This is a genomic window from Streptomyces sp. NPDC056527 (assembly GCF_042794475.1).
In the GTDB taxonomy this organism is placed as follows: Bacteria; Actinomycetota; Actinomycetes; order Streptomycetales; family Streptomycetaceae; genus Streptomyces.
In genome coordinates this window covers 15,795-39,235 of sequence record NZ_JBHTTQ010000027.1, presented here as the reverse complement: position 1 = coordinate 39,235, position 23,441 = coordinate 15,795, and the positions used below count along the sequence as shown (strand labels likewise).

Sequence of the window (23,441 nt, the reverse complement as noted above, 5' to 3'; positions counted from 1 at the left end):
CGTGAAGCTACACCGTCACCGGTGGCGCCGCCGTCAGGACGAAGGAGTGGCCGGCCGGGTCGGTGTAGCGGCGCAGGTCCGTGCGCCGGTCGAGGGTGCCGTTGGGCACGGCTGCCACGGGCCGTGCGCCGAGCGAGACCGCCTCGCGTTCCGCCTCGTCGAGCGCGTCCGAAGCCACGAGGATGTGCAGGTGTGCCTGCTGGGAGTCCTCGGGGCGGGGCCAGCTCGGTGGCGCCGCCCCGAGGTCCCGGCGGACCCCCAGGAAGGCACCGCAACGGCCGGTGACGAACAGCAGGTCGGGGTCGCCTCCGGCGGGCTCCACGGTGGCGCCCAGCAGGGTCGCGTAGAACCGCGCCAGAGGTTCCGGCTCCGTGGAGTCGAGGACGAGGACACTGGTCTTGGGCACTGTCATGCATCCCGTGTGCCCTGCGCGTCCGCTGCCAAGCGCTGTTCGCACTTCGCGCCGCCGGACCTGCCCGCCGGTGGTTCTCCCCGAGATGCAGGTCCGGAGACGGAGCGGTGGCCGGCTGGACTGCTGGGATGCCCGCGCCTTAGCCCGGTGCCGCACGTGGCGATCTCGTCCGCTGCGGGGCCGTAGGCGCTCAGGGTGGGGCCGGCCTGTCAGGCTGGCCGGCTGAGCCGGCCTTTCACGACGGCCGGGAGAGACGCGGGCATCTCGTCGGTGACCCAGGCGAACTCCAGGGCTGCGAGCGTGGCTCCCCGGTCCGTCCACACGAGGACCTCGCCGACGTAGGCGCCGGACGGATCATGAACTTGCGCGTCTACAGGCACGAGCGCTTCCGATAGTGCTGCATGCTCGCAAGGTTCCCGGACCTGCAGGTCGACGCTCACGGAGCCGGGCCCCCACACGGCGATCACCTCGGTGAGCTCCAGCTGACTCCGCAGTTGCGACGCGCCGACGAACTCCGCCGACAAGATGTGTTCAAGCACTGCGCGCTCGTCGGCGTTCAAAGGACGCGGGTCCATGGAAAGGGGAGCCATGCGCCCATTCTGAGCTGGTGAGGGCAACCAGCCCGACGCCTACACCGACCGTCGCCGGCAGCGGCATCTGATCGTTCATGGGCGACCGGGTGAGGGGCTCGCGCGAGCGGCCGTGCTCAGGGAGGACGACCGTCGCACGGGCGTTGACGGCGAGTCGACGCACCAGGGTGGTCACGGGTTCGGGTGGTGTGCAGCGCCGCTCTACTCGTAGATGGTGGCTGTGTGGATGGCCAGGCCCGAGGCGCTGGGACCTGGGCCGAGTGCGCGCTCGGGGCCGGCCTGGCCTGGCGGTGTCCTCCCCGTCGTGGTCGGCCTGGCGGTCACAGCTGTTTCGGCGCTCCGGTGGCTTGCGTGCCGGGTCAGTCCGCGGCGGGCCGGAGGAATTCGGCGCCGACGGTCCGGGCTGTCTTTTCGACCGCGTCGCGGTTGTTGTCTTCAGCCGTGAACAGGACCATGCCCACGCTTCCCTTGTCGGCCCACACGCACATCGCCCGCGGCATGCCGGTGGCCAGCTCGGTGTACCTGAGGCACCGCATCCAGCCCCCGTACGGGCCGGCCCCGGCCCGCCAGGTGTCGTCGACGATGCCGATCCCCTCCGTTTCCGTGGGGAGGATCCCGCCGTCGTACACGTACGACTCCCGCATCTCGTGGAAGTCTCCGGTCGTGACGGCCACCAGGTATTCGGCGGCGGCGTCCGCTGCGGCGTCTTCGGCGGCGTACACGCGGGCCGTCGATTCCTTCAGCTCACCGTCGGGCACAGCACCGAACGGATCGAACTCCTCGCGCAGATCGAAGCCCTTCAAGCCCCGGAAGGTGTCGTGGGCGACGATGTCGTAGCGGGGATAGGCGAGGGACGAGGCGTACGCCGTGACGCCGATGGCCAGCAGGAGCGCGAGTCCGGCTCCGGCGAAAGCGTACTCGCGGCGAGTGACGCGCGGTACGGGCGGCAGCTCCAGCGGCCCGAGCCTGTCGCCCCCGACACCCGCTTCGTCACCGGGTACGGCCTCGGTATCGGCTGTGGTCATCCGCTCGGCAGCCCGCTCACGGGCGGCCCGCAGGTGTTTGCGCAGACCCAGGAACGGCAGGCCCAGCAGCAGCCCAGCTCCCGTTGCCACGCCGTACGGCACTGCCGGCAGGACGGTGATGCGCAGGATGATCAGCACAGCGACGACCACACCTGCGGCAAAGCGGTATTCGAGGCCCCGGCGCAGCAGCAGGCGCGCCCAGGTCCGGCCGGTGGCGGCAAGGGTGGTGGCCGTCTCGGCGAGCACGGCGAGCCGCAGGTCGTGCGGGGCTGCGGCGGCCCACTGCGCGGCCTGGGCCGCGGCAGCCTGGGGCGTGGGCGCTCCAGCGAAGGCGCGAGCCGCGTCGAACGACTGCACCCGGCGTACCGAGACGCTGTTCTTGGTGTTCGTGGAGACGGAGCTTCCCGCAGTCTCGGCCCGCAGCAACTCCGGTGAATGCGGCGCGAGTTCTCGCAGACGGGCGAGGAGCACGGGGCCGCGGGCATGTCGCCCCGGCCGGTCCAGCGCGTCGGTGCGGGCACAGAGTTCCGCGTATCCGGCGAGCAGGCCGATGTCGTCCGGGAGGGTGTCCAGGCCCTCACGGAAGACCCGCTCGGCGGCGTCGTCGTGGTCGTCGTCGTCCTCGGCCATATGGGCGCGGGCCAGCGCGAGGAGGAGCCCGGCGCCGGGCCCGTCCGCGTCAAGCGCGGTCCGCGCGGCGGCGCGTGCCTCGGCCGGGCGGCCGGCGGCGACAAGCGCGTCGACCCGACCCCGCACGTCGTCACGCACGTTGTTCTTGTTGTCGTTCAAGAGTCCCCACCCCTGGTACAGCAGGCCGGACGAACGCGGCCGCGAGCGCCACTATCACCCGTACCGGAATTCCGGTCAACCAGAGATCTGCTCCTCTGACCTCCTCTTTTGCCACACAGCAGCATGTAATCGGACGCACCTCGGGCAGTCGGCTGCTCAATCTCCTCGCCGTGCCCGGGGGTGCGCTGGTCCACCGGGACGGGGCCGCAGATCGGAGGCTTTACACGCCATCGCATCAACGGCTCTGCCGGGACCTGTGCCCCTCGGGGTCTCGGACAGGGACTGGCGAACGCGTCGACGGCTGGTCGCTCTTCCGGCCGTGGGAACGCTCCTGCGCCGTGCCTCCGCGTCGGCGGTCCGGCTAGACGCCGGAGGAGACCTCGGCCTTCTCGTCGGATCCCGTGGCCGCCGCTTCGGCCGCCGCCAGGCTGCGGTTGCGCCGGACCGAGGAGATGAAGGACCACGCGATCAGGATGACGCCGACGAGGCCCGTGATGACCTCGTGGATCTCGTACCGGATGGTGACGAGCAGGATCACGGCGAGGGCGCCGATCGCGTAGTGCGCGCCGTGCTCCAGGTAGACGTAGTCGTCGAGGGTGCCCTGGCGGACCAGGTAGACCGTGAGCGAGCGGACGTACATCGCGCCGATGCCGAGGCCGAGCGACATCAGGACGATGTCGTTGGTGATCGCGAAGGCGGCGATGACGCCGTCGAAGGAGAACGACGCGTCCAAGACCTCCAGGTAGAGGAACAGGAAGAACGCGGCCTTGCCGGCCATCACGACCGCCGGGACCTTCGTGCCGCTCGTCCTGGCCGCTTCCTCGGCCTCGTGCTCGCGCTCCTCGTCCTGTTCGAGCTTGTTCTCGAAGTAGCCGGAGAGACCGCCGACGACCAGGTAGGTGATCAGGCCCGCGATGCCGGCGATCAGGACGGTCTGTGCCTTGTCCGCGTGGACGCCGCCGTACTGGTGAGCGTTGGTGGCGAAGGTCATCGCGGAGACGAGCAGCACGACGAGCGCGATACAGACGGAGAGCATGTCGATCTTGCCGAGCCTGGCGAGCGGGCGCTCCAGCCACGCGAGCCACTTGAAGTCGCGGTCCTCGAAGATGAAGTCGAGGAAGATCATCAGGAGGAACATGCCGCCGAAGGCGGCGATCGACGGGTGGGCGTCGGTCACCAGCTGCTGGTACTTGTCCTTGTCGTCCAGCGCGAGCTGTACCGCTTCGATCGGACCGATCCCGGCACCGACGGCGACGATCACGACGGGGAAGACCAGGCGCATGCCGAAGACCGCGATCAGGACCCCGATGGTGAGGAAGATCTTCTGCCAGAAGGAACTCATCTTCTTCAGGATCCCGGCGTTGACCACGGCGTTGTCGAAGGACACCGAGATTTCGAGGATGGACAGGATCGCCACGATCCCGAAGCCCGCCCATCCCCCGTATAACACCGCCGCGATCAGGCCGAGCGCGGTGACCGCGAACGACCAGCCGAACGTTTTCAGAAGCACTGGCTACCCCATCATCGTGTACGGGGCTCCCCCGCGCCGTACATGGCTTCACGGAAACTGACCCTGAAGTCTTGAGCGATGCCTCTCAGCCCTGACGCATCCCCCGGGCCGGCGGTTCACAACTCCCGCTCGTCGCCGTGCCGGTAGACCTCGTCCGAAGAACATCGCCGGCTCCCTGGATACTTCTTCGCCGAGCGCCTGGGGGCGAACCTGCGGCGGGCCTCCTGCAGTTGAGGAACGTGGGGTGCTCGGGCGGCTCAACGATGGTGCTGCAACGTTCGGTTGTCGCCGCCGTTGCTTCCGGCTCGGATCGGCGAGGCGGCTCCGGTGTCCTTCCGGTGCGGAGCTGCGGTACGTGTCCGGTCCGCCATCGGCGGGCGCCACCGCGCGGGGTGGCCGCCGGCCCCTGGGCGCTTCTTGCGGATCACCGGGCGGGCGGACTGACCGACGTTTCAGGGCTATCGTCGCTCGAACAAGATTCACACACTCGGGGGGATTGTGCTGGGCCGACGAATCCTCAGATGCCCAGCCGTACTGCTGCTGGCGGCATTGCCCGGATGTACGTCCGGGGCGGAGCAGCCGCCGAAGCCTGCCACGTCGGCAGCCGCGAAGCCTGCGGCCACGAAACAGCCGGCGGCCTCACAACGGCCGTACGACAGGATGCCGGCGCGGCCGCTGGGCAAGGCCGCGGCCACCGGCCGCGACTCGGCCTTCCTGCACGCAGCCTTCGCTTTCCAGATGCCGGCCGGGCACGACGTTCCGCCGGCCGACCAAGTGGTAGTGATCCACCGCCTGGACGATGAGTCCGGGGAGCTGGCCTGGATGCCCGACGGGCGCACCTACTGCTACGGCTTGGTCCGGGAAGGCTACAGCTCGTTCAACTGCGGCCGGCTTCCCGAGGAGGCTCCGGCGCCCGGGCTGCTCTTCACGATCCCCTCCGACCACGACCGGGTATCGAGCGAGGACAACCTCGACCAGCTCCGCATCGTGAGCTTCGTGATCGCCGAGGGCGGCTCCAGGAGCTTCGACCACGTCAAGCGCGGCCAGGGCGCAGGACCGGTACATCAGGCGGTCGCGAGGTTCCCTTCCGGGCGGATGGTCACCTTCCTGACGTTCGACCGCCCCGAGCAGGGGGTTCTCGACCCCGAGGCGGAGATCTGCAGCAGCGACCGTGCCGTCTGCTTCCCCTCCGAGCCCGTCCCGTACTAGGTCCTGTCTCTCTTTGGTCTTTCGGGGCGCGGACGATGACGGCAGCCGGGATCGGCGGAGCGCTTGGGGCCATCCGCAACAGCGTGGCGGAATCGAGCATGGCCTTGACGCGGACGACGCAGCCGACGTCTCTACGACGCTGGAACGGTATGCGCGCCAGTACCGCGCCGAGACCGCGCCGCACCGTCCCCACCCGGACCGATGCCTGTGTCACGTCTGCCTCACCGGCGAGTCCGGGTAGACACGGCAGGCCGTGCGGCATTCCGGCGGTTGGCATGACGAGCATCCTGGCGAGTCGGCGAGGAGTTCGCCGGATGTCACCGAGCCCCGGGCGGTCTGGATGTCCTGCCCGGTGCCCGGGCTTCGTGTCAGCTGTGCGGTACGACGGCCACAGGGCAGGAGGCGTGGTGGATGAGGGCGTGAGTGACCGAACCGATGTGGGAGCCCTTGGCTGCCCTGCGGCGGCCGACGACCACGAGACCCGCATCGTGTGCGGCTTCGACGAGATGCTCGGCCGCCCGCCCTGGAGCGGAGATCTCGGACACTTCCACCGCCGGGAACCTGTCGCGGAACGGGCGCACCGCGTGTGAGAGCGCCGAGGCCATGTCGGCGTTCTCGGCTGCCTTGTGGCGTGGAGTGAAGGAGGCGTGCCAGGTGTGCACGATCTCCAACGGCACGTCCTTCCGCCCGGCGAAGTCGAAGGCGAACTCCAGGAGTTCGTCATTCACTTCGGTCACGTCGAGACCGAGGACCACCTTCCTCCGGCCGCTGGGACGGATGGCTGCGGACCCGTTCTCCCCATCTCCGGGGCGCACGAGAACCACTGGACGCTGCGCGTCCGCGACGACTTCCTGGCCCACGGAACCCACGATGAAACCGCGCACGCTGCCGAGCCCGTGAGAGCCCACGACAAGGAACTCCGCCTCTGCCGCGGCAGCCAGCAGCACACTGCTGGGGGCATCCTCGATCTCATCGGCGGTCATCGCAAGGTCCGGCCGCCGGTCCCGGACACGCTCCTCGGTCACAGCGAGTACGCCTTCCGCCTCGCCGGCGCGATCCTCGTGCGACACCTTCATGGACGCCAACTGGTGCGACGCCCACCGCGTGGCGTACACCAGCCGCAGGCTCGTGCCCCGCAGCGCCGCCTCGTCAGCGGCCCAGTCCAACGCCGCCAGACTTCCCTCGGAGCCGTCCACTCCCACGGTGACAGGTCGTGACATGCCGCTCTCCTCGCTTCGGGCTGTCGCCAACGGTCCATCTCACAGGCAGCCCATGAGCAGCCACGCCCTGGACACCCGGTCTCGAAGCTACCGAGTCGCAGAAATGCTGCGGTGCACCGTGTTCGGTGGCGCTACCGAAGTGCCCCATCTGGCCCATGGCAAGAACGGTGACGACGCGGGCGCCAGCCCGTCGGCCGTTGCCCGTTCGGGGTTGAGCCGATGGAGCGCTCCGGGAGACCGTGCGCAGGCAGGCGGTGCGCCGGCCGGTCTGGCCGGTCACGCCGGTCCGGCCGGGGGCTGGTTCCGCAGGTCCTGGGCCGCCTCGGCGGCTGGGTGGCGGATCGTTTCGGTGGTTTCCGGCAGTGCCCTCATGATCCCTCACACCGTGGGTGGCTGATCGAGGTTTACGCGAGCTGCTCCCCCGCTCATTCGGCTCGGACTACGGTCGGCGCCGGATGTGATCACCACATGTTCTGGGGGTTGTTTTCATGGGTGCTTCCGACCTGCGCAAGGTCGTCGATGCGCTGCCCGAGTTAGCCACGCGGCACGGTCTGCAGCTGATCTCGGCATCAGTGGGCGGCAAGACAGGTCTGCGGGCAGCTCTTGGCGAGGGCGACTACGACGCCGACGGTGTCGCGCAGTTGGCCGCGGCCTGCAAGGCCCGCATTCTGTACTGGGATCTCGACCATCTCGATGCGGACGAGTTCATCCTCCCGGCCACGGGCGGCGAGGAGGAGAACGGGGGCGATCCGGCCCCTGTGGCCCGCAGCGAGGTTCCCCTCGCGTTGCGGCAGCGGGCGGACACGCTGCTCGCGGCCGCACGACGCCATGACGGCGACGTGGAAGCGGTACGGATCGCGTTCGTCGTAGAGGGTGTGGTGCACCAGTGGGAGGTGTCCGCATCCTGGGCTTTCGACCTGCGTGGGCGATGGGAAGTGCTGGGCGACGACATCGACCAGGCATGCCCGGAACCGGAGTTCCAGCTGGACGAGCCGGATCCGCGCGAGGTGGAACGGATTGCCGGTCTGCTGCGGACGATGCCCGCCGTCATCTCGGCCACGAGCTTCGGTCAACGCAGCGAGGCCGCCGCCGAGGCGTTCCCGGCCCCCGGTGGGGACGGTGGGCGCTTCACCGGCTTCTGCTCCGGCAAGCGCTCGGCCGCGCTCAGCAGGGCATTCAGCAGGACGCCGTCGCGGCCTACCGGGCGGTCGAGGACGCTCTGGATGAGACCGCGGCCCGGCTGCTGGAGCACAACGTCCTCGACGACGTGCACGACGCGCCGGCACGGCGCATCGTCACCACGGACTTCCTGGTCGAGCTCACCGGCGGCCATCGGCCCAAGCCCCGGACCGTGACATTGCTGTTGGGCCGGCCGGCGGTCAAGGACTTCCTCGCCGCGCAGAAGGCCGCTGCCAGGCAGCAGGCTCTGGGGGTCCTGACGCTGTAGCGGCACGGTGGCATCCCGGCCGGTCATGATGGCACCCCGGCCGCGCGGGGCGGGTACAGCGGCGTGTCGGGGCGGGGGTACAGGGGCGTGTCGGGGCGGGGGTACAGGGGCCTGTCGCTGGAGCGCCGCCGGCCGGGCGAGTACAGCGGCCTGTCGCTGGAGCGCCGCCGGCCGGGCGGGCGCGTGGGTGCGGGTGTGGCAGGGGGTGCGTCGGCTCTTTCGCCCGATCCTCTCCGTGTGTCCGGCGGCCGTGGATGGGTTGACGGGCTTCGGCCGTTCCTGCGTCCGGGCGCGGGGGTGTCGGCCGGGGCGGTCGGGGTGGGCGTAAGCCTGTGGGTGCCGGCTGCCGTGAGGTCTCTGGCCATGGCTCAGGCGCGAAGGGGGGTGCCGCCCCCCGGAGGGGTGCCGGGCCGGCGGGACGTCAGGGGCCCGTCGGCGACTCCGCCGGGACGCCTTGGGGGCGTCGGCGGGTGCTGGGCTCCCCGTTGGTACGCCGGCGTGGGGGGTGAGTCCTGGGGTGGCGGGCGCAGGGGTCGGAGGGGGTCAGAAGGAGACGTCGAAGTAGTCGATGTCGTTGAGGTCCACTTCGAGGCCGGCGGCGCGGCGTCCGCCGTCTTTGAAGTACACCTCTTGCAGCCCTTGTGCCACGATGCCGCGCAGGTGCTGATCGTCCGCGCCCTGGTCGCGGGCGTCGAACAGGCGGCGCGCGTAGTCCGCGGGGAGGTGCACGGTCAGGCGCCGGAACCTGCCGTCGTCCGTCGCGCCCGCCGGTGCGCGATAGCCGAAACGGGCCCGGGTCTCCACGGTGATTCCGCCGCTGCTCGCGGCCGTGTGCCGGCGGCGTCTGCGGATGAGGGGCTGCCACCGCGAGCGGACGGCGGCGTCGATCCGGTTCTGGATGTGCCGGGGCGGGTGTTTGCGGGCACCGCGCCGGTAGCGGTTGACGGAGTCGGCGGTGATGCCGAGTTCCGCCGCCACCGCCTTGGCCGTCTTCAGCTGTTTCATCAGGTAACCGATCTGCCCTTTGAGGGTCTTGGGCGGTTCCTTGGTGAACGCTTCCTGATCGGCGCGGTCGAGAGCGTCGTCGATGTCTCCCATCGCTCTACTCTCCTTCGTCCAGGACGGCGTCGCCGCCCTTGATGTGGCGGGCGGGGTTGAGGCCCTGCTCCATGAGGTCGACCGCCCACAGCATCGGCTGGACCCCCTCCAGCTTGGCCAGGCCGGGGGTGGGCCCGAGGCGGAAGCCGCCGGGTTGCGGCTTGCCCGATGCCGCGTGGGGAAGGAAGTCCAGCGGGCTCGCTCCCGGGCTGGGGTAGACGACGCAGTCCGAGAGCACGGCGAGCGGGTACAGGCCGGTCATCTTGGCCATGTTGTTGAGCTTGCGGTGCATGTTGACGCGGGCCTTGGAGATGACGGCGGCGCGGATGTCGGGGCGCCAGGTCGGCCGCTGAAGGGCCGGCCAGGGTTCGCCGTCCTTGTAGTGGCGTCCTTGCGGGCGCTCGCGGAGTTTGCCGACGCCGCCCTTGACGGTGGCCTTGACCGCGGACAGGACGGCGGCCAGCGCGGGGTCCACCTGCTTGTGCCGTGCCATCGCGGCGAGGAACTCCGGCTCCGACAGGTCCTTGGTGACGCCGAGGTCGGCGAGGGTGTCGACGTAGGCGGTCTTGAGGCGGTCGTGCCACGGGTCCAGGTAGGCGCCGGTCTCCCGGCGCAGATAGGCCTCGATCGGGTGGACGTCGTGCCCGAGTTCCTGGGCGTAGGCGACGGTGTGTGTCTGGTACCAGGCCGGGCCGGCCGGCCGGGTGCCGTCGGGGGTGAACGGCGAGGGCAGGCGCGGGTCGAGGTCGATGCGGGACAGGTCGACCAGCCAGGAGCCGGGGATCTTCGGGTTGAACTTCGGTGCGTGGAAGTGGTCGGGGGCGGACAGCCCCACGGTGAGACGGGCCGCGGCGGCGAGGAACGCGGTGTTCAGGTCGAGGCCGACCGCGAAGGGCAGCAGGCACTCCTGATCGCTGAGCGTCTCAACGGGCCGCACCCACTGGTAGGCCTCCTCGTTCAGGAACCCGCCCCGCCAGCCGGAGTTCACCACGACCGGATGCTCGGGGGTGGCTTCCGGCGGGGCCGGGTCCAGCGGCTCGGTGCCCAGTGAGCCGGGGTTGTGGCCGGAGATCCAGTTCCCCGTCGTTTCGTCGCGCACGGCCCGCGTGGGCGGGCGCAGCGCGGTCATCAGCTCCAGTCCGCAGACGGCGGTGGAGCCGCGCGGGGTGGTGACCCGTCGGGCGTAGACGCCGAGGACGCGGGCGATGTCGGGCGGTGTCATGTCGGCCACGCCGGGCCAGGTCCGCTCGTCCAGGGCGTCCCAGGACAGGATCGCGAGCTGGACGCAACTGCGGTCGCGGCCTTGGGCTTTGCGGTAGATCCGTGTCCACGGGCCGAACCCGCGTTGGGTGAGCTGCCACTTCGCGTGGGTGACCTGGGTGACGACCGGGTGGTCGTCGGGCAGGCGCAGCGAGCGGCGCTGCTGATGTCCCTCCAGGCGCTCGGGGAGGCCGAGTTTCACCGCGGCCGCGGCGGTGAGCACGATGAGGGGGTCGGAGTCCTTGCCGTGGCGGTTGAGCTTCGCGGCGCCGAGCCGGGACTCGGTGAGCGTCCACTCCACCAGTTCTGTGACCGTGGTCGCCGGGCAGTCCAGCACGATGCCGTCGACGCCGTACGCGGTCCCGTCCGCGTCCAGCACGGCGAGCGGGCCGTGCTGGTAGGGCGGCGGGGCGATCGTGGGGACGGCGCGCTTGCGGGCGGGCTGCCGGGAGGCCGCTGCTTCCGGCCCGGTCTCCGAGCGGCGGCCGGGCGTGAAGGCGGGTGCGGGAGCGGGTTGTTCGTCGTCCGGTGTGGTGTGGGTGTGTTCTGTGGTGTGGGTGTGTTCTGTGGCGCGCGGCGGGTGGATGGCCGCGGCGGCGGGCCGGGCCGGGGCCTCGGGCCGGTCGGTGGCATCGGGCCGGGGCACGGTCGCCGTTGGGGTGGGAGGGGTGCCATGCGTGGGGTGTTTCGCTGCCCAGCCGCTCAACAGCCGCTGGTACGCCGACAGGCGCGGTTCCTTGGGTTCAGAGCGGCCGTTCTCCCAGTTCTTGACGCTCTGCGTCGACGTCTTCAGCGCGGCCGCGAGACGTGCCTGGGTGATGCCGGCGGCTTCACGGAGCCGGGCGCGTTCTGCGGGAAGCGGGAGCTGCGGCCCTTCCTCCAGCAGCGCGTCCACCGACGCGAACAGTTCTTCCTCACTCGTCCCCATACTCCGGACACTAACACCCCATTTAGCCTTTCGTTTACCCCTTCCTTTAACCCGATCGGGGCATCTCGTGCGAGGGTTGCCTGCAGGAAGGGGTGACCGTGAGGACGCTGGTGGAGGAGGCCGTCGCGCAGACACTGCATCGTGCGGGCGGCGAGACGGTCCGTCTGTACGTGGCGGCTTGCGCCGAGCGGATGGTGCCGCTGGTCCTGGGGTTGCGAGCCGACGGAGCGGGCCGGGACACAGACCGGGACTTCTACGTGGAGTGCGTACGCGACCTCTGGTGCGCCGACCGCCCGCTTGCCGACGCCTGCGAACGCGTCCGCGTGCTGGAGCAGTTCCCCGAGCTCCAGCCGCGAGACGAGGGGATCTCCGGTGCCGCCGACACGTACGCCTTCTTCTCCGCTCTCGTCCTTCGCCATGCCCTGGTGGCCAACCACTCGGGCAACGTGCGGGCCGCGATGTCCTGTGGCCATGCGGCGCTCACCGCGATGGGGATGCTGGATCAGAACACGGGAGGCGCTGTCTTCGGTGACGAGGAGAAGCGGCTTCAGCTGCTGTCGGTGTCCGGTGAAGTTGCGGGCCTGTGGGAGCGAAGCGTCGCGGCGGGGCGGGAGCGGCTGCGCGCCGTGCTGAGCCGTACCGCACTCGACTCGGGCCGAAGGCACGGCCTGTCGAACCCGGGCGGGACACCCCACAGTGGTACGCGCGGTGACCGCCGGCACTGATTCCGGCGGCCGCCGTCACGCGGGACAGACGGGTGCAGTGCCCGCGCTCATCTCGTCTCCGCGCATTCGTCGACGAAGGCGCAGCTGCGGCGGATCGCGCTCAGGTAGGTGGCGGGGTCCTCGCTGCCCCGCATGTGGGATGCGTCGTTGAGCCACTGATGCCACAGGCCGTCTGCGCCCAGGAACCGTGAGGCCTGGGTGCTTGCGAGGTTCAGGTCGACGAACGTGAGGGCGCCCATGGCCACGAGCTGGTCGTACGCGAGGTCGGGGCGGCGGAGATAGCGGTCGAGGTAAGCGGCCAGCAGATCAGCGTCGCGAGGCGTGCCGAAGCCGGCCAGGGCCACGCAGTACGCCGGCCCCGCGCAGCAGACCTCGCTGGCCAGCAGAAGCTCCCCGAGGCGCTCACGGAACTCGGTCCGACGGGAGACGGCGATGAGCCATGCGGCAGTCCTCCGCTCACGCCACCCGCCCTCGAGGAGGGTGGCGATCTCGTGCGGGGCGATGAGTGCCGCGTCTTCGCCAAGAGCCCGCACGAATCGGTCGTACTCGGAGCCCTGCAGACGCAGCATGCTGCCGCCGAGCTTCAGATAGCGGCGCTCGGGCGTGACATAGCGGCGGACCAGGGCCCGCAGTTCGGCATCTTCATGGGCGTGGCGGATCACAGGATGATCCTCGCTTGCTGATGCGCAATGCCGCCAGCCCTTTCTTGACGCCACGCCACTCGCGCGGCGAGCATCGAGCCGTGCGCGTCGTGCGGCGGTTGTGCCTCATGAGGCGATGGGGATGATGCCGAGGGGCTCGGTGGTGGGCTGGGCGGAGCCGCCCGCGGGTTCGACGGTGATGCCGACGGCGACCGCGTTGCCCACGGGGCCCTCGAGGACACGCGCCGCTCGGTCGCCGACGTTGTCCAAAAGGCCCGCGGGGCGCAGGTCGCCCGCCTCGGCGGCGTACCAGAGTTCGTACACCTTGTCGCTCGGCAGGGCCGCCAGACCGCGGGCGGTGAACGCCGCCTGGGCCTGGTCGCGGGAGACGACGACCGCCACATCGGCTCCGTCGGTCAACCGGCCGGAATGCACGGTGGCGTCGGGGGCGGTGAGGACGTCGGTGAAAGCGCGGTCCGCCGTGCGGGCCTCCTGCAGAACCTTGGCTGCCCGGGCGCGCGCCTCGTCGGCCTCCGAGTGCTGCCATACGGCCACTCCGCCGAGCGCGACCGCCGCCGCGACACTCGCCGCGAGCGCGAAACGCACCGCGCGCCGGGCACGGGGCACTGCCGTACCGGGCGCTGCCGTGCGGGGTGCTGTCGTGCGGTGGTGCGCGTCCTGACGGGTGGAGGCGATCCGCTCCATGACACGCGCCCGCAGCTCCTCGGGTACCGGCGCGGTCTCGGCGGAGGCGAGGCGGGCGGCCGTCCTCTCGAACTCGGCGACGTCCCGGCGGCAGTCCGGGCAGTCGGCCAGATGGTTCTCGAAGGCGGCTTCCTCCGCGGGCGGGAGAGCGTGCAGTACGTACGCCGCGGCATCGAGGTGCGGATCGTGCGGACCCTCCGGCGCGGTCATGAGCCGGCCTCCAGGCAGGCGCGCAGCTGCTGGAGACCGTTGCGCATGCGGGACTTGACCGTGCCTTCGGGGGTGGACAGGGAACGCGCCACCTCCAGGTAGGTCATGCCCTGGAAGTAGGCGAGTACCAGCGGCACCCGTTGAAGGCGTGCCAGGGCCTGCAGACAGCGCTGGACCCGCCGCCGCTCGTCGTGGCGTTCGACGGTCTCGGCGACCTGGTCGAAGTCCCGGTCGGCCGACAGCATCCCGGCACGCTTCTCGCGATCCGTGCTCGCCCGGACGGTACGCACCCGGTCCACGGCCCGCCGGTGAGCCAGCGTGAGCACCCAGGTCTTGGCCGTTCCGCGGTCGGGACGGAACCGGTCCGCCGTGCGCCAGACCTCGATCATGACGTCCTGCGTCACCTCCTCGGCCTGCGCCGCGTCCCGCAGGATCCGGCAGGCCAGCCCCATCACCGGCCTGGCCAGCGCGTCGTACACGCCGGCGAACGCGTCCCGGTCGCCGGCGGCCGCCTTGAGCAGGAGAGCGTCGACTTCGGTGTCCGGTTCGGATGCGTGCGGCAAGGGTGGCTCCCCGTCGTGCCTCGTGCGGTCGATCGCCGAGTCGCAGCGTCCGGACCGCTCAGCCGGGAGCGGCCCACCTCGTCCGAGTCTGCCGCCGGTGGCGGACTCACGCCGTGCGGCCGCGTCGACCGGGTGAGTCCGGCGCGGTTCGGCCCCGGCCGTCACGGCGGCGGTCCTTGCCGCTCGCGCTCCGGCGAGTGCAGGTGCAGTGCGGCGTGGACGGTCTTGCCGCCGAGGCGGGGAACCACCGTGATCGCGCCTCCCAGCCGGCGCACGATCTCCAGGCCGAGGCCGCCTTGCCGGTCGCCGCCCGCAGGCCCCTGCAGATCGGGGATGTCCTCGCTGTGGTCGGTGACGGCGATGTCCACGGTGCCGCCGTGCGCGGTCAGGGTCAGCTCGCAGGGGCCGTGCGTGTGACGGACGGCATTGGTGACGAGCTCGGACACGATCAGGACCGCGTCGGCCGTATGGGCGTATCCGGCCGTCCGCAGCCATCGGGCCGCGATGCGACGGGCGACGGCCGGGCTGTGCAGGCTGCAGGGCAGGGCCACGACATGGCGGGGCACGGGGGCCGCGAGGGGCGCGAGAGGTGTGAGGGGCAGTGCGGTGGTGGTCATGACCGCTCCCTGAAGACGAAAGATCCTGTGTGAGGGATTCGTAGCCGTGGCCGGTGCGGATGAGTGGTCCGGGACGGGAGGCGGCCGGCCCATGGCGCGGCCGGTTCGGCCTGTCGGCTTGCCCGCATTGACTCGCCCCCGTCGGCTCGCCCTGTCAGCTCGCCCTGTCAGCTCGCCCCGGCGGATCGCCCCGGCGGATCGCCCCGTCGGATCGCAGCCCTCGGTGCTGTGCTCCTGGTGCCGTGTTCCCGGTGCCGTGTTCCCGCGGTCGGCCGTCAGGCCCGTGCCCGCACAGGCGGTCGCCCTCCGGGTCACCGGCCCGCTCCCCCGTGCAGGACATCTCCGGGAGATTTCCTGCTGATTGTTCATCCAGCGGTATCGCGGCTCCGAATCCCTGATGACCGCGCACGGCGAGCAGGCCGTGAATCCGCCCGGCCGGCTGGTTCGCCGGCCGTCCGGGCCGCCGCACGGCACCACTCGACGTGCTCACCGATGTCGACCGATTCGAGGGAGGTGCGTCCGATGACCGCGTCCATGCGCGCCCGTCGTCTGGTGGCAAGCGCCGCCGCGGCGGGACTGCTGGCCGGCGGAGCCGCGTTCGGCATGTCCGGCACGGCCACCGCGGCACCCGCGCCCACATCCGTCTCGACCGTCGTGGCTGGCGACCATCACGACCGTCATGACCGGTGCGAGTGGAAGAAGGGGCACTGGGAGAAGAAGTGGGTGAAGGGCCACTGGGAGAAGAAGTGGACCCACCACAAGACGTGGCACAAGGGCCATCACGACAAGCACGGCAACTGGCACAAGGGGTACTGGAGCCACGACCGTCAGCTCACATGGGTCTACGTCCCCGCCCACTGGGATCACCACTGGGTGAAGGGCCACTGGGTCTGCCATCACCGCTGAGCGGCCGGCCCCGAACTCCCTGACGGCTGAGGACCAGGCCACCAGCCTGGCCCTCAGCTCCGCCTGCGCTCAGCTCCCGCCCACAGCCGGCTCCCGCCCCCGGTCAGCTCCGCTCGAGGGCGGGAGTCCCCGCGCACCTGTCAGGTGGGCAGGGTCATCAGGAGCAGGGGGGGTGTCGTGGGCCGGGCGGATCCTCCGGAGGGTTCGAGGGTGAGGCCGACCGCGGCGGCGTGGGCGGTGTCGCCGTCGATGAGGACGGTGCCGTCCTGATGGATGAACCCGGCCGGAAGCATGGTGCCCTGGTGATCCAGCCACAGCTGGTAGGTCTTCCCGGCCGCCGGTGCGGGCAGTCCGTTGGCGGTGAAGACCGCCTTGTTCTGCCGATCGGACGCGACGACGGTGGTGAAGGCTCCGTTGCCGGCCCGGCCATGGACCGTGCGGGCGTCCGGCGCCGCCAGAACGCTGCTGACGTCGTCGAGGCGCTGCTCGGCCTGCCGGGCCCGCTCCTGAAGCTTCTCGCGCTCCTGGTGCCCCAACGCGGCCAGGCCGGCGAACGCGGCGGCCACGGCGAGGCAGGCAGCCAGCGCCAGCGGCGCGGCCCTGCGGCGCAGGGCGCCGCCGCGGACGGCGGTCGGCGCCGTCACGGGGATCCGCGGGGGCAGCTGGCGAACGCCGTCGATCGCGGACAGCGTCCGCTGCTTCATCGCCGTCGGCGGCGCCTGGGCCGTCGCCGCCGCCAGGCGGGCGGCCGTGGCCGCGAACTCGGCCGTCTCCTGACGGCACGCCTCGCACCGCGGGAGGTGGGCGGCGAACATCGCTCCCTCATCGGGGTCCAGAGCGCTCAAGGCGTAGGCGGCGGCGAGGCCGTGGACGTCTTCGCAGTGATGCTTCATGTGGTCACCCCCATGCAGTCGCGGAGCCGGATCAGCCCGTCGCGCATACGTGTCTTGATCGTGGGAAGCGGTGTGCGCAGGGCCTCGGCGACCTCACGGTAGGTCAGGCCCCGGTAGTAGGCCAAAGTCACCGCCTGGCGCTGGAGTTCGGTGAGACCTCGCATGCAGCGGCGGACCTGTTCGCTCTCCAGACGGGTCTCGACCTGCTCGGCGACCTCGTCGAAGGCGGTGTGGTGCTCGCGGGCGACCTGGGCCTGTTCCCGGTCGGCGGCCGCCTGCGCGGAGCGGACCCGGTCGACGGCACGCCGGTGGGCGATCGTCGCCGCCCACGTCGTGACACTGCCGGCCTCGGGCCGGTAGCGGGCGGCCTGCCGCCACAGGTCGATCATGACCTCCTGGGCGACCTCCTCCGACTGGGCCCGGTCGCGTACGACTTTCACCACGATCCCGAACACCGTGGACGCGAGCGCGTCGTACAGGACGGAGAACGCCTGCTTGTCGCCGCGGGCAACCCTCTGCATCACGTCGGCCAGGTCACTGCGCCCGGAGCTGCCGGTGCTGCCGCTGCTGCCGGCGGCCGTGAACGGAAGCGGCCGGTTCACCGGTCGGCCTCCGGCTGTGGAGACCGGGCGAAGCGACAGCCTGGGAAGGCCGAAGGGGGGCGGGGTGTCCCTCGCATAGTGGTCCTTGTCCGTCGAGCGGGTGCGGACCGCCCGCCTCCCAGGCGGTCCGGTCACAGGGTCGTGTGGCGTGTCTGAAGGTTCTTCGTAGCGGATGCGTGTGCGGATGGGTGGATCTTTCTGCCGTCGCGAAACCGCTCGCTGCCCTGTGGGCCTTCCGCACGGCGGAGGAGTCCGCCTTGGCAGGTGCACTGGGGGGCGGCTCGGGCCGCCTGATCCACGCCCCGGTCCACTTCCCTGGACCACGTCCCGGTCCGTCTGCGTCTGCGTCTGCGGGAACACCGTGAGCGTCGTCGGTCTGCTGAACCAGTCCGTCGGCGGCACCCAAGTCGGCTCTCCTGCGCGAGGTCTGAGCGTCTCTCAGCAGCCCATGTCACTCGTTCGGGTGCGGCACCAATCCGCCGGGCGACCGCAACCGAATCAGGGGTGTGACTCGCTACCGCAACAGCATCCTCCGGGCCGCACCGGGCGCGCTCGCCGGTCTCCTGGCCGCGTTCACGGCGCTGGCCGTGGCCGAGCTGGCCGCCGGTGCGGTGCGACCTGCAGCCGGCCCGGTGACGGTCGTCGGGGGCGCGGTCATCGACCGGACCCCGGCCCCGGTGAAGGACTTCGCGATCCGCACGTTCGGGGAGAACGACAAGTTCGTCCTCCAGCTCGGCATCTTCGTCCTCCTGGCGCTGTTCGCGGTTCTCCTGGGCACCCTGGCCCTGGGCCGCCGGCGTGCGGGGGCGGCAGGCGTTCTGTCGTTCGGAATCGTGGGCGCGGCCGCTGCCTTGAGCAGGCCCGATTCCGCGGGCTTGGGCGACGTTCTGCCCTCGCTGGCAGGCGCGGTGGCCGGTGCCGGCGTGCTGTACGTCCTGGTGGGCTACGCCACCGCCGCGGACTCGCCGTCGGCGGCGGTGGACTCCGTGGGTTCAGCGCAGTCAGAGGCGCCTGAGGGGTCTGAGGGCTCCGGGGGCGGCTGGAACCGGCGGGGGTTCCTCGGCGTGGCGGCTCTGACCGCGACGGCCGCCACCGGAGCGGGCGTGCTGGGACGTTTCCTGTCCCGGCAGCGCGGCCAGTCGGCCGTGGCCTCCCGCAACGCCCTCACCCTGCCCGCCCCGGCATCGCCTGCTCCTGCGGTTCCGGCCGGAAGCCGGCTCACGGTGGCGGGGATCAGCGCCTTCACCACCCCCAACCGCGACTTCTACCGCGTCGACACCGCCCTCGTCGTGCCCAAGGTGAACGCCGCCACCTGGACGCTGCGCATCCATGGCAAGGGCGTCGCCCGCCCCCGTACGTACACCCTCGACCAGCTCCTCGCCCGGCCGCTCGTCGAACGCGACATCACCCTCGCCTGCGTCTCCAACGAGGTCGGCGGACCCTACGTCGGCAACGCCCGCTGGCTCGGGGTCCCCCTCGCCGGTCTGCTCGCCGAATGCGGTGTGCGGCCGCCTTCGAGGGGCGGCAAGGCCGATCAGCTGGTGGCCCGTTCCGTGGACGGCATGACGCTGGGCTCACCGGTCGAGGCCGTCCTGGACGGCCGCGACGCGATGCTCGCCGTCGGGATGAACGGCGAACCGCTCCCTTTCGACCACGGCTTCCCGGTCCGCATGCTGGTCCCCGGCCTCTACGGGTACGTCTCGGCCTGCAAATGGATCGAGGACATCGAACTCACCACGTTCGACGCCTACGACCCCTACTGGGTCAAGCGCGACTGGGCGCGTCGGGCACCGGTCAAGACCCAGTCGCGCATCGACACCCCCCGGCCCTTCGCCCGGCCCGCCGCCGGAACGGTCATGGTCGCCGGGGTCGCCTGGGCACAGCACCGCGGCATAGACCGGGTCGAGGTCCGCGTCGACGACGGTCCCTGGCAGGACGCCGACCTCGCCGCGCGGCACACCGTCGACACCTGGCGCCAGTGGTCCTTCCGCTGGAAAGCCGCTCCCGGCGGACACACCGTCACCGTCCGCGCCACCGACGGAACAGGAGCCGTCCAGACCGAGCAGCGGACCCGGACCGCCCCGGACGGGGCGAGCGGCCGGCACAGCGTCTTCGTCACCGTCCTGTGAAACCACCACGCCACCGTCCTCTCAGACCGCCGCACCACTCCCCTCCCCGGGGGCACGCGTCCGGCGCAACCACCCACCACGCCTCTCGGACCCGAGAAGCAATCCCCTCTCAAGGAGAAACCAGATCATGAACACCCTGCGTATCCGCCGTACCGCCGTCGCCGTGGCCGCGGCCGCGATGCTGCCCTTCTCGCTGGCCGCCTGCTCCGACTCCGGCAGCGACACCTCGGCCGCCCCCGGCGAGGCGGCGGGCGACCCGGGCAAGTCCGGCGCGACGCCGACGAAGGACGCGGCGACGACGGACCAGCCTTTCGGTCCTGCCTGTGCCGGTGTTCCCAAGGACGGCGCGGGCTCGTTCGACGGCATGGCCAAGGACCCCGTCGCCACGGCCGCGTCGAACAACCCGGCCCTGTCCACCCTGGTCACCGCGGTCAAGCAGGCCGGCCTCGTCGACACCCTGAACAACGCCGAGAACATCACCGTGTTCGCCCCGACCAACGACGCCTTCGCGAAGATCCCGAAGGCCGAGCTCGACAAGGTCCTCGCCGACAAGGCCATGCTCACCGACATCCTCACCTACCACGTGGTCGGCCAGAAGCTGACCCCCGGGCAGCTGGAGAACGGCTCCTTCGAGACGCTGCAGAAGGGCATGCTCACGACCAGCGGCTCCGGTGAGTCGTACATGGTCGACGACACCGCCTCGGTCGTGTGCGGCAACGTCAAGACCGCGAACGCCAACGTGTACATCATCGACACGGTCCTGATGCCCAAGTAGCCGGCGCGGCGGCCTCACCCCATGGGCCGGTGGCCCGGCACCCCCACGCGAGGGGTGCCGGGCCGTCGGTCATCTCGGCGGCGGCCCGGCTCTCTCGAGCAGGCTCCCGGCGGGAGGGAGACGCGGAGCGGGAAGCCGCGTCGTCGGACGTTCCTCGGGTTCTCCGTGTTGGTCGACCGGTGGTCGGGCCCGGGAGGTCCCGCTGATCAGATGTCAGACACGCCCGAAGCCGTCCGGGGGGACGCCGATGCTCCGTCGCATGACGCGGCGCATCTCGCTGAGCTGGTCCCAGAACGCCATGATCTGCGTGTGCACTTCCAGGAACTCCTCCTCCCCGTGCTGCGGGATCCCTCCGTCAAGACGCTTGAGGACCCCATACATTCGGTTGAGCCCGCGATGCACCAGATCGACGGTGGCGAGCACGTCGTCCGGGGCCCGCAGCTGCGCCTCGGAGTACCGCGCACGGTGCTCGCGCCGCGCGTCGTCCAGACGTTCCCTCGAGTCGTCCGTGACCCGGCCGGCCCGGAGCGCGTGCCAGAAGTGGTTCAGCTCGGAGTGGTAGTCCAGGGAGGCGGTGTAGAGCGCGACGTAGCAGGCCCGAACGGCCGTTACCGTCGCGCGCGTCGCCTCGTAGCGGCGCTCTTCGGCGCGCTGCCGCTCGGAATGGTCCCGCTCCTTGGACTTGGCCTTCTCCGCGAGCCTCTGCGTCATGAGTCCCGATGCGAGCGTACCGACGATGCCCAGGAACGCGATCACCAGCGGAACCACCGTGCTGCTCATCCGGCACCTCTCTTCCCCCTCACCGAGTATGGCGGCGTCACACCCGGCACACGGTGCAGCGCAACGGGTGGGGGGACGTCTGGTCCGAGTAGGTCGTGGGTGGTTTTGCAGGGCGGCGGTACGACATCGGTCAGGGCACCGGGGTGGGTGACGAGCATGTTCGCGGACGGCCTCGGCAAGGCGGTGCGGGGGCGTTCACCCGGCCCGTCGTCGACGGGCCGGTGTTTCTCTTCGCCCGTCCCGGGGCGTGATCGGGCCGATTTGTGCCGGCCCGGCGCGCCAACCGCACAGGTCCGGCCGGAACCTGAGAATCGACGATGCTTCAGGGACCGGCCGTCGTGCGTGTCGGTGCGGGATCTTGGGCGTCGAGGTGTTTCAGTCGAGGACCGCGAGGTGGTCGGCGGCGCCTCCGTGCCACTCGATCATGAAAAGGGTGGCGTCGTCGCTGGTGCGCCCGCCCCGTTCGCGCTTCAGCGTGTGGGAGAGCTTGCGCAGATCCGCCCGCAGCCCCTCTGACGGTTCCTGTGCCAGGCGGTCGACGCAGTGGATGAGGCGTTCCTCGCCGAACGGCTCCTTGCCGGTGAGGTGTTCCTCGATGATGCCGTCGGTGTAGCTCAGTACACGGTCACCGGGCCGGAGCACGTGCTGTCTCATCCGGGGCTGTTCACCGCCGAAGCCGACGGGAAGCGTCGTCGCGCTCTCCAGCTGCCGCTCGACCCGGCCGTCGCGGATCAGCAGCGGTGCGGGATGGCCGGCGTTGACCAGCTCGAACTCCCCGGTGGCGATGTTGAGGTGCATCAGCTGGGCGGTGACGAAGTGGTCGGGTCCGAACTGCCGGGAGATGGCGTCGTCCATGTACGCGTACTTCTCTTCCAGGCTGACGTACACACGTCGGGCGTGCCGGTAGGCGCCGATGGCGACGGTCGCCATCGCGGCGGCGTCCAGGCCGTGGCCCATCGCGTCGATGACGGCGGCGTGCAGGATGCTGTCGTTGAGGGCGTAGTCGAAGCTGTCGCCGGCGACGTGGTAGGCGGGTTCCAGGATGCCGGCCACCGCGACCTGCGGTACGGACATCGACAGCGGCGGCAGCAGGTTCCACTGGATCTCCGCGGACACGCTCATCGGCTCCCGGCGCCGGGCCTGGAAGAACTGGTCGGTGTAGGCGTTCTTGGTGACCAGCATGTCGGCGACCAGGCCGGCGAGCCGGCGCAGCAGGCGCCGGTCGTCGTCGCCGACGGTGTCCAGGGTCAGGGCCATCACACCGACCTGGTCGCTGCCGTCCACCAGCGGCAGGTACATCCGTACGCCGCCCTGGGTCTGCGGTACCTCGACGACGTGCCCGCGCAGGAAGGCGTGGCCGGCCGGGGAGTCGGCCACCGGCTGGGGCTGGCCGACGTGCAGCTTCCTGCCCGGCAGAGGCACCAGTACCTCCTGCGCGTAGTCCTGGAGCAGGATGGAGACCTCACGGCCGCCGATCCTGGCCACTTCCTCCGCGATCAGGGGGGCGATCAGCTGCGGCGGCATCAGCGGGGCCCGATCCAGGAGCAGGCCGAGCAGCCGCTCGCCGAAACCCTCCGACCGGTCCACGCTCTCATCGCCCATGACCCGGTTCCCCCTCTTCCTGACCGCGCCCATGCCGGTCACCGCCTCCGCACAATGACTGGGGAAGCCGCCGGAGCCGCTCATTGCGCCATGCGCGGCATGTCGGCCCAGGCCGGCCGCGGGTGGCTGTCTGTTCACGAGAACCGTGTTGCGGGCCGTCGTGCGGGAAGTGGGGCGAGGGCGCGCCTCGTTGCGGGGTGCGGTCCGCTGCCGCGGCGCCGGCGGGCCTCTCCGCATAGCCGCAGCCTCAGGTCGGTGGCGTGTGTCGGGGCAGGGCGTCGCGCCGGCGGCGTCCATGATCCGGCTGGATACGCTGGTCGGTCACGACCGGCTGAAAGGGTGCCGCGATGAGCCAGTACTTCGACATAGGCGACGAGACGCTGTGGAATCCGTCCAATGGAGCTTCTCGCCTGTTCCAGCGCCAGGTAGCGGTCTTCGAAGCGGAGCTGGAACTCCCATCCGGCATCGGGCCGATGGAGAACGACGAGTGCCAGATCAGCCCCGACACCTTTGAGACCTTCGTCAACGCCCTCCTGGCGAAGCACCGAACAACGAGCCACTCCATCTGGCTCGCGCTCTGCGACGGCTTCACCGCCACAGTGCTCGTCCTTGCAGAACGCGCCGGGATCACGGTGGACTGGGCACGGTACGCAGCCGCCCCGAATGCCCCGCTCGAAGACGTGCAGGTTTCCACCGTCACGGGGATGTCCGCCCCCGCGGACGGCGGAGCCTGGGCTGCCGGCCTGCGTGAGAGGGCACGAGAGCTGGGACGGCGCATGCCCCGCTGACCGGAGCGACCACGTGC

General features: G+C 70.9%; 22 protein-coding genes. 7 read left to right on the top strand and 15 right to left on the bottom strand.

Features of this window, described 5'->3' with window-relative positions:
• Positions 1-7 precede the first annotated feature (7 nt).
• The 4 genes from ACFQ7Q_RS16180 to ACFQ7Q_RS16165 all read right to left on the bottom strand — a co-directional run bounded on the left by ACFQ7Q_RS16180 (position 8) and on the right by ACFQ7Q_RS16165 (position 4,326).
• Positions 8-412, bottom strand: a complete 405-nt coding sequence (locus tag ACFQ7Q_RS16180; RefSeq protein WP_383554969.1) for a VOC family protein — start codon at positions 410-412, stop codon at positions 8-10.
• A gap of 209 nt (positions 413-621) precedes the next feature.
• The gene (locus tag ACFQ7Q_RS16175; RefSeq protein ID WP_383554967.1) at positions 622-1,002 is read right to left on the bottom strand and encodes a hypothetical protein; all 381 of its coding nucleotides are present in this window, start codon (positions 1,000-1,002) and stop codon (positions 622-624) included.
• A gap of 359 nt (positions 1,003-1,361) precedes the next feature.
• Positions 1,362-2,816, bottom strand: coding sequence for a hypothetical protein (locus ACFQ7Q_RS16170; protein ID WP_383554964.1), 1,455 nt, complete (start codon positions 2,814-2,816; stop codon positions 1,362-1,364).
• Between the two features lie 361 nt (positions 2,817-3,177).
• Entirely contained in the window at positions 3,178-4,326 is a 1,149-nt protein-coding gene (locus ACFQ7Q_RS16165) for a DUF475 domain-containing protein (protein WP_383554961.1), read from the bottom strand.
• Positions 4,327-5,106: 780 nt separating this feature from the next.
• Between ACFQ7Q_RS16165 and ACFQ7Q_RS16160 the strand changes: the two genes are divergently transcribed.
• Positions 5,107-5,535: a hypothetical protein gene (locus ACFQ7Q_RS16160; protein ID WP_383554958.1), complete on the top strand. Its 429-nt coding sequence runs from the start codon at positions 5,107-5,109 to the stop codon at positions 5,533-5,535.
• Positions 5,536-5,903: 368 nt separating this feature from the next.
• Here ACFQ7Q_RS16160 and ACFQ7Q_RS16155 read toward each other — a convergent pair whose 3' ends face one another.
• A complete protein-coding gene (locus ACFQ7Q_RS16155; protein ID WP_383554956.1) occupies positions 5,904-6,755 on the bottom strand; it encodes a universal stress protein in 852 nt (283 codons plus the stop codon).
• Between the two features lie 488 nt (positions 6,756-7,243).
• On the opposite strand from ACFQ7Q_RS16155, the gene ACFQ7Q_RS16150 reads away from it, so the two are divergent.
• Positions 7,244-8,110 (top strand): hypothetical protein, encoded by an 867-nt coding sequence (locus tag ACFQ7Q_RS16150; RefSeq protein ID WP_383554954.1) that lies wholly within the window; start codon positions 7,244-7,246, stop codon positions 8,108-8,110.
• A gap of 635 nt (positions 8,111-8,745) precedes the next feature.
• On the opposite strand, the gene tpg is transcribed toward ACFQ7Q_RS16150, so the two are convergent.
• The gene (tpg, locus tag ACFQ7Q_RS16145; protein ID WP_383554951.1) at positions 8,746-9,300 is read right to left on the bottom strand and encodes a telomere-protecting terminal protein Tpg; all 555 of its coding nucleotides are present in this window, start codon (positions 9,298-9,300) and stop codon (positions 8,746-8,748) included.
• Between the two features lie 4 nt (positions 9,301-9,304).
• Positions 9,305-11,488 (bottom strand): telomere-associated protein Tap, encoded by a 2,184-nt coding sequence (tap, locus tag ACFQ7Q_RS16140; RefSeq protein WP_383554948.1) that lies wholly within the window; start codon positions 11,486-11,488, stop codon positions 9,305-9,307.
• A gap of 98 nt (positions 11,489-11,586) precedes the next feature.
• Between tap and ACFQ7Q_RS16135 the strand changes: the two genes are divergently transcribed.
• On the top strand, positions 11,587-12,213 hold the full coding sequence (locus ACFQ7Q_RS16135; protein WP_383554946.1) for a hypothetical protein: 627 nt from the start codon (positions 11,587-11,589) through the stop codon (positions 12,211-12,213).
• Between the two features lie 47 nt (positions 12,214-12,260).
• Here the strand turns inward: ACFQ7Q_RS16135 and ACFQ7Q_RS16130 are convergent, their stop codons facing one another.
• The 4 genes from ACFQ7Q_RS16130 to ACFQ7Q_RS16115 all read right to left on the bottom strand — a co-directional run bounded on the left by ACFQ7Q_RS16130 (position 12,261) and on the right by ACFQ7Q_RS16115 (position 14,949).
• Positions 12,261-12,875, bottom strand: coding sequence for a DUF6000 family protein (locus ACFQ7Q_RS16130; RefSeq protein WP_383554944.1), 615 nt, complete (start codon positions 12,873-12,875; stop codon positions 12,261-12,263).
• A 105-nt stretch (positions 12,876-12,980) separates the two neighbouring features.
• Positions 12,981-13,769: an anti-sigma factor domain-containing protein gene (locus ACFQ7Q_RS16125; RefSeq protein ID WP_383554942.1), complete on the bottom strand. Its 789-nt coding sequence runs from the start codon at positions 13,767-13,769 to the stop codon at positions 12,981-12,983.
• Positions 13,766-14,332, bottom strand: a complete 567-nt coding sequence (gene sigK / locus ACFQ7Q_RS16120; RefSeq protein WP_383554939.1) for an ECF RNA polymerase sigma factor SigK — start codon at positions 14,330-14,332, stop codon at positions 13,766-13,768. The genes ACFQ7Q_RS16125 and sigK (ACFQ7Q_RS16120) overlap by 4 nt, the downstream gene beginning before the upstream one ends.
• A gap of 161 nt (positions 14,333-14,493) precedes the next feature.
• The gene (locus ACFQ7Q_RS16115; RefSeq protein ID WP_383554936.1) at positions 14,494-14,949 is read right to left on the bottom strand and encodes an ATP-binding protein; all 456 of its coding nucleotides are present in this window, start codon (positions 14,947-14,949) and stop codon (positions 14,494-14,496) included.
• Between the two features lie 522 nt (positions 14,950-15,471).
• Between ACFQ7Q_RS16115 and ACFQ7Q_RS16110 the strand changes: the two genes are divergently transcribed.
• Entirely contained in the window at positions 15,472-15,855 is a 384-nt protein-coding gene (locus ACFQ7Q_RS16110) for a hypothetical protein (RefSeq protein WP_383554933.1), read from the top strand.
• A 140-nt stretch (positions 15,856-15,995) separates the two neighbouring features.
• Here ACFQ7Q_RS16110 and ACFQ7Q_RS16105 read toward each other — a convergent pair whose 3' ends face one another.
• The gene (locus ACFQ7Q_RS16105; RefSeq protein ID WP_383554930.1) at positions 15,996-16,748 is read right to left on the bottom strand and encodes an anti-sigma factor; all 753 of its coding nucleotides are present in this window, start codon (positions 16,746-16,748) and stop codon (positions 15,996-15,998) included.
• Positions 16,745-17,350 (bottom strand): ECF RNA polymerase sigma factor SigK, encoded by a 606-nt coding sequence (gene sigK, locus ACFQ7Q_RS16100; RefSeq protein ID WP_383554928.1) that lies wholly within the window; start codon positions 17,348-17,350, stop codon positions 16,745-16,747. Before sigK (ACFQ7Q_RS16100) ends, ACFQ7Q_RS16105 begins: the two co-directional genes overlap by 4 nt.
• A gap of 506 nt (positions 17,351-17,856) precedes the next feature.
• Here sigK (ACFQ7Q_RS16100) and ACFQ7Q_RS16095 point away from each other — a divergent pair.
• Together ACFQ7Q_RS16095 and ACFQ7Q_RS16090 are read left to right on the top strand one after the other, a co-directional pair.
• On the top strand, positions 17,857-19,479 hold the full coding sequence (locus tag ACFQ7Q_RS16095) for a molybdopterin-dependent oxidoreductase (protein ID WP_383554925.1): 1,623 nt from the start codon (positions 17,857-17,859) through the stop codon (positions 19,477-19,479).
• Positions 19,480-19,606: 127 nt separating this feature from the next.
• A complete protein-coding gene (locus tag ACFQ7Q_RS16090) occupies positions 19,607-20,254 on the top strand; it encodes a fasciclin domain-containing protein (protein ID WP_383554922.1) in 648 nt (215 codons plus the stop codon).
• A 213-nt stretch (positions 20,255-20,467) separates the two neighbouring features.
• On the opposite strand, the gene ACFQ7Q_RS16085 is transcribed toward ACFQ7Q_RS16090, so the two are convergent.
• On the bottom strand, positions 20,468-21,034 hold the full coding sequence (locus tag ACFQ7Q_RS16085; protein WP_383554920.1) for a hypothetical protein: 567 nt from the start codon (positions 21,032-21,034) through the stop codon (positions 20,468-20,470).
• Between the two features lie 375 nt (positions 21,035-21,409).
• Positions 21,410-22,636, bottom strand: coding sequence for a PP2C family protein-serine/threonine phosphatase (locus tag ACFQ7Q_RS16080; RefSeq protein WP_383554918.1), 1,227 nt, complete (start codon positions 22,634-22,636; stop codon positions 21,410-21,412).
• A 347-nt stretch (positions 22,637-22,983) separates the two neighbouring features.
• On the opposite strand from ACFQ7Q_RS16080, the gene ACFQ7Q_RS16075 reads away from it, so the two are divergent.
• Positions 22,984-23,424 carry a DUF6086 family protein gene (locus ACFQ7Q_RS16075; RefSeq protein ID WP_383554915.1) on the top strand — a complete coding sequence of 147 codons (441 nt, stop codon included), beginning with the start codon at positions 22,984-22,986 and terminating at the stop codon, positions 23,422-23,424.
• Positions 23,425-23,441 lie beyond the last annotated feature (17 nt).